This window comes from Escherichia sp. TW14182 (assembly GCF_000208525.1).
GTDB classification, from domain to species: Bacteria; Pseudomonadota; Gammaproteobacteria; order Enterobacterales; family Enterobacteriaceae; genus Escherichia; species Escherichia ruysiae.
In genome coordinates this window covers 1-4,838 of record NZ_AEJZ01000416.1, presented here as the reverse complement: position 1 = coordinate 4,838, position 4,838 = coordinate 1, and the positions used below count along the sequence as shown (strand labels likewise).

Annotated in this window: 4 protein-coding genes; all 4 read left to right on the top strand. The window is 56.0% G+C overall.

The features are described 5' to 3' along the window. Nucleotides 1–135: 135 nt before the first annotated feature. From EQY_RS0122700 to EQY_RS0122685, 4 genes are read left to right on the top strand one after another with little or no spacing between them, the layout of a single operon-like run. On the top strand, nucleotides 136–1,803 hold the full coding sequence (locus EQY_RS0122700; protein WP_000580805.1) for an acyl-CoA synthetase FdrA: 1,668 nt from the start codon (nucleotides 136–138) through the stop codon (nucleotides 1,801–1,803). Nucleotides 1,804–1,812: 9 nt separating this feature from the next. Beyond that, the gene (locus EQY_RS0122695) at nucleotides 1,813–3,072 is read left to right on the top strand and encodes a YlbE family protein (protein ID WP_000495345.1); all 1,260 of its coding nucleotides are present in this window, start codon (nucleotides 1,813–1,815) and stop codon (nucleotides 3,070–3,072) included. Between the two features lie 10 nt (nucleotides 3,073–3,082). Next, entirely contained in the window at nucleotides 3,083–3,898 is an 816-nt protein-coding gene (locus tag EQY_RS0122690) for an oxamate carbamoyltransferase subunit AllH family protein (RefSeq protein ID WP_024212718.1), read from the top strand. After that, nucleotides 3,895–4,788 (top strand): carbamate kinase, encoded by an 894-nt coding sequence (locus EQY_RS0122685; protein ID WP_000855353.1) that lies wholly within the window; start codon nucleotides 3,895–3,897, stop codon nucleotides 4,786–4,788. The genes EQY_RS0122690 and EQY_RS0122685 overlap by 4 nt, the downstream gene beginning before the upstream one ends. Nucleotides 4,789–4,838: the final 50 nt, after the last annotated feature.

Here is a 4,838-nt window from a genome sequence, read left to right as displayed (position 1 = left end):
CGGTTATTTGAATTCTTTTGCTAATAATTCCTGTGTGATATTCATCACCTTATTTTTCATCGGTCATCGATACCGTGATTGACACATTAACACTGCTCGTGCAATTGCCATGGGTGCAATTTTTAAGGAGTTGTTATGATCCACGCCTTTATTAAAAAAGGGTGTTTTCAGGATTCGGTCAGTTTAATGATTATTTCACGAAAACTCAGCGAATCAGAAAATATTGATGATGTTTCCGTAATGATGGGTACTCCCGCCAATAAAGCGTTATTAGATACCACAGGTTTCTGGCATGACGATTTTAATAACGCCACGCCGAACGATATTTGCGTGGCAATTCGTAGCGAAGCGGCGGATGCGGGGATCGCGCAGGCGATTATGCAGCAGCTTGAAGAGGCGCTAAAACAACTGGCGCAAGGTTCAGGCAGCAGCCAGGCGTTGACGCAGGTGCGTCGCTGGGACAGTGCCTGTCAGAAATTACCCGATGCCAATCTGGCGCTGATTTCAGTGGCTGGTGAGTACGCGGCAGAGCTGGCGAATCAGGCGCTGGATCGCAACCTCAACGTGATGATGTTCTCTGATAACGTCACGCTGGAAGATGAAATCCAACTCAAAACCCGCGCCCGGGAAAAAGGCTTGCTGGTGATGGGGCCGGACTGCGGTACGTCGATGATTGCCGACACGCCGCTGGCTTTCGCCAACGTGATGCCGGAAGGCAATATTGGTGTCATTGGCGCTTCTGGTACAGGGATTCAGGAACTGTGCTCGCAGATTGCGCTGGCAGGTGAGGGAATTACTCACGCGATTAGTCTTGGCGGGCGCGATCTCAGTCGTGAAGTGGGCGGGATCAGTGCGCTGACGGCGCTGGAAATGTTGAGTGCCGATGCGAAAAGTGAAGTGCTGGCGTTTGTCTCTAAACCACCTGCCGAAGCCGTGCGCCTGCGTATCGTTAACGCGATGAAAGCGACGGGTAAACCGACGGTGGCGCTGTTTTTAGGTTATGCCCCGGCGGTGGCTCGTGAAGAGAATGTCTGGTTTGCCTCCTCGCTGGATGATGCCGCGCGCCTGGCTTGCCTGCTTTCACGCGTTACGGCGCGACGTAACGCAATAGCGCCTGTCAGCAGCGGATTTATTTGCGGCTTGTATACCGGCGGTACGCTGGCCGCCGAAGCGGCGGGATTACTTGCCGGGCATCCTGGCGTGGTAGCCGACGATGCCCATCATCACGGCATGATGCTGGACGCTGATGGTCACCAGATCATTGACCTGGGCGATGATTTCTACACCGTCGGGCGTCCCCATCCGATGATCGACCCGACCTTACGCAACCTGCTAATTGCCGATCTTGGCTCAAAACCACACGTGCGCGTGTTGCTGATTGACGTAGTCATTGGCTTCGGCGCCACTGCCGATCCTGCTGCTTCATTGGTAAGCGCCTGGCAACAAGCCTGTGCCGCGCGTTCAGACAACCAACCGCTGTACGCCATTGCCACGCTGACAGGCACCGAACGTGACCCGCAATGCCGCTCGCAACAAATCGCCACGCTGGAAGATGCGGGGATCGCAGTAGTTAATTCGCTGCCGGAAGCCACATTACTGGCGGCGGCACTGATTCGCCCGCTTTCGCCTGCCACACTGCAACACACACCGTCATTACTGGAAAACGTCGCGGTGATTAACATCGGATTACGCAGTTTTGCGCTGGAACTACAAGGCGCCAGCAAACCGGTCGTGCATTACCAATGGGCGCCAGTCGCTGGCGGCAATAAAAAACTGGCTCGTTTATTAGAACGTTTGCAATAAGGGGTTCCCATGTTTACATCAGTGGCGCAAGCCAATGCTGCGGTTATCGAACAAATTCGTCGCGCTCGTCCACACTGGCTGGATGTGCAACCGGCGTCTTTACTCATTAGCGAATTGAATCAGGGCAAAACACTGCTTCACGCCGGGCCGCCGATGCGCTGGCAGGAGATGACCGGCCCCATGAAAGGGGCGTGTGTAGGGGCATGTCTGTTTGAAGGCTGGGCGAAAGATGAAGCGCAGGCGCTGGCAATGCTTGAACAAGGGGAAGTGAACTTCATTCCTTGTCACCATGTGAATGCCGTCGGGCCAATGGGCGGCATTACTTCTGCCAGTATGCCGATCCTGGTGGTCGAGAACGTGACCGACGGCAACCGGGCGTACTGCAACCTGAATGAAGGTATCGGTAAAGTGATGCGTTTTGGCGCTTACGGCGAAGATGTTCTGACCCGTCACCGCTGGATGCGCGACGTGTTAATGCCGGTATTAAGCGCCGCGCTGGGGCGCATGGAGCGCGGTATCGATCTCACCGCGATGATGGCGCAGGGCATTACGATGGGCGATGAGTTCCATCAGCGCAATATTGCTACCTCAGCACTGTTAATGCGCGCGCTGGCGCCGCAAATTGCCCGCCTCGATCATGATAAACAGCACATCGCCGAAGTGATGGATTTCCTCAGCGTGACCGATCAGTTCTTCCTCAACCTCGCGATGGCTTACTGCAAGGCGGCGATGGATGCAGGTGCGATGATCCGCGCGGGCAGCATCGTCACGGCAATGACCCGCAACGGCAACATGTTCGGGATTCGGGTAAGCGGGTTGGGCGAACGCTGGTTTACTGCGCCTGTAAACACTCCGCAAGGTCTGTTTTTCACCGGCTTCTCGCAGGAGCAGGCAAACCCGGATATGGGCGATAGCGCGATTACCGAAACCTTTGGTATTGGCGGAGCCGCAATGATCGCAGCACCTGGCGTAACGCGCTTCGTCGGTGCAGGTGGTATGGAAGCTGCCAGAACGGTTTCTGAAGAGATGGCGGAAATCTTCCTTGAACGCAATATGCAGTTGCAGATCCCCGGCTGGGATTTCCAGGGTGCGTGCCTGGGGCTGGATATTCGTCGCGTGGTAGAAACCGGCATTACGCCGCTCATCAATACCGGTATCGCCCATAAAGAGGCGGGTATCGGGCAGATTGGTGCAGGCACTGTGCGGGCGCCGCTGGCGTGCTTTGAACAGGCGCTGGAAGCACTGGCTGAAAGCATGGGGATTGGTTGAGGAACGCGCAATGACGATCATCCATCCTCTGCTTGCCAGCCGTAGCGCACCGAATTATCGCCAGTCCTGGCGGTTAGCGGGCACCTGGCGGCGGGCGATTAATCTGATGGCGGAAAGCGGCGAACTGTTAACGCTGCATCGTCAGGGAAGTGGTTTCGGCCCCGGAGGATGGGTGCTTCGCCGCGAGCAATTCGATGCGTTATGCGGTGGATTATGCGGCAATGAACGACCACAGGTTGTGGCACAAGGGATTCGCCTCGGGCGTTTCACGGTTAAACAGCCACAGCGTTATTGTTTGCTGCGTATTACGCCGCCTGCACATCCTCAACCGCTTGCCGCTGCATGGATGCAACGCGCGGAGGAAACCGGGCTTTTCGGGCCACTGGCGATGGCGACAAGCGATCCGCTGCCCGCTGAATTACGCCAGTTTCGTCACTGTTTTCAGGCCGCGCTCAATGGCATTAAGACCGACTGGCGGCACTGGCTGGGTAAAGGCCCCGGATTAACACCGAGTCATGATGACACGCTGAGCGGAATGCTGCTGGCGGCCTGGTATTATGGCGCTTTAGATGCGTGCTCCGGTCGCCCGTTTTTTGCCTGTTCCAACAATCTTCAACTCGTTACCACAGCGGTGAGCGTCAGTTATTTACGTTATGCCGCGCAAGGATATTTCGCCTCGCCACTCCTGCACTTTGTTCATGCTCTGAGTTGCCCGAAACGTACCGCTGTTGCGATTGATTCGCTGCTGGCGCTGGGGCATACGTCAGGGGCAGATACGTTGCTGGGATTCTGGCTTGGTCAACAATTATTACAAGGAAAACCATGAAAACACTGGTTGTAGCTCTTGGGGGCAATGCCTTGCTTCAGCGCGGTGAGGCGCTGACGGCAGAAAATCAATATCGCAATATCGCCAGTGCTGTACCTGCGCTGGCGCGCCTGGCCCGTTCTTATCGGCTGGCGATTGTTCACGGCAACGGACCACAGGTGGGGCTGTTGGCGTTACAGAATCTGGCGTGGAAAGACGTGGAACCGTATCCGCTGGATGTGCTGGTGGCGGAAAGTCAGGGGATGATTGGCTATATGCTGGCGCAAAGTTTGAGCGCGCAGCCGCTGATGCCGCATGTCACGACGGTGCTGACGCGCATTGAGGTTTCGCCGGATGATCCGGCGTTTTTGCAGCCAGAGAAGTTTATTGGTCCGGTTTATCAGCCAGAAGAACAAGAGGCACTGGAAGCGGCTTACGGCTGGCAGATGAAACGTGACGGTAAATATTTACGCCGGGTGGTGGCGTCTCCGCAACCGCGTAAAATTCTCGACAGCGAAGCCATCGAGTTGTTGCTCAAAGAGGGGCATGTGGTGATTTGCAGTGGCGGCGGTGGTGTGCCTGTGACGGAAGACGGGGCAGGGAGTGAAGCGGTGATTGATAAAGATCTCGCCGCTGCGTTGCTCGCCGAGCAGATTAATGCCGATGGACTGGTGATCCTGACCGATGCTGATGCGGTATATGAAAACTGGGGAACGCCGCAGCAACGTGCCATTCGCCATGCCACACCGGATGAGTTAGCGCCATTTGCCAAAGCCGATGGTTCGATAGGGCCGAAGGTAACGGCGGTGAGTGGCTATGTCAGAAGCCGTGGTAAACCCGCGTGGATTGGGGCGTTATCGCGGATTGAAGAGACGCTGGCGGGCGAGGCGGGGACCTGTATTTCGCTGTAGTCGTAGGCAGTAGACATTTGTGCCTGATGCGACGCTTGACGCGTCTTATC